This is a genomic window from Aeromicrobium sp. (assembly GCF_014378035.1).
Taxonomy (GTDB): domain Bacteria; phylum Actinomycetota; class Actinomycetes; order Propionibacteriales; family Nocardioidaceae; genus Aeromicrobium.
The window spans coordinates 1-2,220 of record NZ_JACMOM010000109.1; the positions used below are offsets into that span (position 1 = coordinate 1).

Annotated in this window: 3 protein-coding genes and 1 pseudogene; 1 reads left to right on the forward strand and 3 read right to left on the reverse strand. The window is 66.8% G+C overall.

What is annotated here, in order from left to right:
• Nucleotides 1-69 precede the first annotated feature (69 nt).
• The 3 genes and pseudogenes from H7290_RS05540 to H7290_RS05550 all read right to left on the reverse strand — a co-directional run.
• The gene (locus tag H7290_RS05540) at nt 70-444 is read right to left on the reverse strand and encodes a VOC family protein (RefSeq protein WP_290513017.1); all 375 of its coding nucleotides are present in this window, start codon (nt 442-444) and stop codon (nt 70-72) included.
• A gap of 184 nt (nt 445-628) precedes the next feature.
• Nucleotides 629-1,252: an L-threonylcarbamoyladenylate synthase gene (locus tag H7290_RS05545; protein WP_290513018.1), complete on the reverse strand. Its 624-nt coding sequence runs from the start codon at nt 1,250-1,252 to the stop codon at nt 629-631.
• A 75-nt stretch (nt 1,253-1,327) separates the two neighbouring features.
• A pseudogene (locus H7290_RS05550) lies at nt 1,328-1,576 on the reverse strand (IS21 family transposase); the annotation flags it as partial.
• Nucleotides 1,577-1,982: 406 nt separating this feature from the next.
• Between H7290_RS05550 and H7290_RS05555 the strand changes: the two are divergent.
• A partial coding sequence (locus H7290_RS05555; protein ID WP_290513019.1) for a hypothetical protein occupies nt 1,983-2,220 on the forward strand: 238 nt, incomplete at its 3' end.

The following is a 2,220-nucleotide window of genomic DNA, read 5'->3' on the forward strand; positions in this document are numbered from 1 at the left end:
GAGTCCGAGAAAGGAGACAGTCATGGTTCCATCGTGGTGCAGGCGGCGTCGCAGTGCGAGGCGGGTGTGTCAGGCAGCGACGATCGACAGGACGTTGCCGGCCGGGTCGGTGAACCACGCGATGTCCGGACCGTTGCCCTTCATGACACCGTCCTCGTCCTGCGGCATGCCGTCGTACCGGACGAACTCCACACCGAGGGCGGCGAGCTCGCGCACCGCGGTCGAGACGTCGTCGACCGGAAGGTTGAGCACCGTGAATGTCGCCGGCACGTGCCCTGCACCCTTGGGATAGACCAGTACGTGGTGACCGTCGCCGAGGCCGATGCGGAGCATCCCACCTCCGGCATCCTCGACGTCCAGACCGAGCACATTGCCGTAGAAGGCTTGCGCCGTCACTGGGTCGTCGACCGAGAATCCGCTGAACGGGGTGTGGAAGTTGACCATGGCCGTGCTCCTCTCGAGAGCGTTCAGTGTTCGAGGGTCCGGATCAATGCCTCCGCCACTGCCTACGACTGGCTCAGTGCGACGGCTGGATCAGTGCGGCGGGGTGGGCGTCGGGGACAACCTCGGACTCGAACCCCAGTCTCTCGCGTGCGCCCCACTTCTGGAAGGCCTGAACCTCATGCGGCTACTGGAAGGGCGCCGGATCGCCGGCCCCCACGCGGAGCACCTCGGCGTGGCCCTCGGAGTAGTCGATGACCGTCGTGGGCTCGGCAATGACGTCCTCACCGGAGTCGACAACCGCATCGATCTGGCCGTCGAGCAGGTCGGCGATCTCCCACGCCATCACCATGGGCTCGGTGTGTCCCGGCAGGATCAGCGTGGTCGACAGCAGCGGCTCGCCCACCGCCGCGAGCAGAGCCCGGACGACCTTGCTGTCCGGGATGCGCACGCCGACGGTCTTCTTCTTGGCGTGGAGGAGTCTGCGCGGCACCTCCTTGGTGGCAGGCAGGATGAAGGTGTATGGGCCCGGGGTCGCGGCCTTGACGGCGCGGAAGATGCTGTTGTCGACGTGCACGAACTGCCCCATCTGGGCGAAGTCCTTGCAGACCAGCGTGAAGTGGTGCTTGTCGTCGAGGTGACGGATCGCCTTGATCCGGTCGAGGGCGTCCTTATTGCCGAGCTGCGCGCCCAGCGCGTAGCCCGAGTCCGTGGGGTAGGCGATCAGACCACCGTCACGGATGACGTCAGCCGCCCGGTCGACGTTGCGCTGCTGTGGGTTCTGCGGGTGTACGTCGATGAAGGTCGCCATCTGTGAAGACTAGACCGTTCCGGGTTCGGGGTTCCCTCCCCGGACCTGACTCACCACCAACCTGATGAACTGGGCTTTGGGGACGATATCGGCCTTGGCCAGTCTCACCGACGACTCCACCCCGACCTTGGACGCCGGGTCGGCCGGCTGACACGTCAGCACGGTGATGCCGTCATGGCGGGCAAGAGCCACCGTCTGCTGGTTACGGACCGGAACACCAGCAACATGGGACACGGTGACGATCTTCTCGTTATCGGTCAGCACACAAGTCGGTGCCCCACCGAGCACCCGGAAGGTCCGATAAAGTGCGGCGAACACGCTCGGTGGCGGACAGGATGATCACGAAGAGGGGAAGCGATCACCATGGGTCTGTTCTCGCCGATCGGCAGTGCGGCCGTGCTGACGACACGCCGATACTGCTCGAGCACGCATCCAGGCCTGCGCCACGATGGGGACCATGGCCAAGATCACTGCATCGACCCAGACCTCGCTGCATCAGCGCCTGTCTGCCCGCGCCCATGGACGCTGGCCCCAACTGAGCGAAGTACGTGTGCGCTACCGAGCCGGCTTCGCCTACGTCGACGGGCGGGTTGCCAGCGGAGACGAGCTACGGCTGTGCGGCTGCGCTACCGGCTCCGCGCACATGTTGGGGCTTGGCGATCTCCCGAGTCAGCCACGACGACTTGGGAGACTCTGAGTGGACAACCGGCCGCTGTGGCATCCTGACGCGATGCCCGACCCGTCCTTGGCGCGCGTCTCCCGCCGCACCGTGCTGACCGCCGCGCTCTGGGTGCCGGCAGCGGCGACGCTCACCGGCTGCCTCGGGCCGTCGTGGGAGGAGCTGCCCCTCACCCGGCTCACCATTGCCACCGGCAACCCGGGCGGCGTGTTCGACCGGTACGGCGAGGCGCTGGCCGACGTCCTGGAACGGCGGCTCGAGGGCGTCACGACGCGCACCCGCACCACGA

Bases quoted from the DNA above. Each gene is read 5' to 3' on its own strand.
- H7290_RS05540 (WP_290513017.1), bottom strand. From the start codon at position 444: ATGGTCAACTTCCACACCCCGTTCAGCGGATTCTCGGTCGACGACCCA.
- H7290_RS05545 (WP_290513018.1), bottom strand. From the start codon at position 1,252: ATGGCGACCTTCATCGACGTACACCCGCAGAACCCACAGCAGCGCAAC.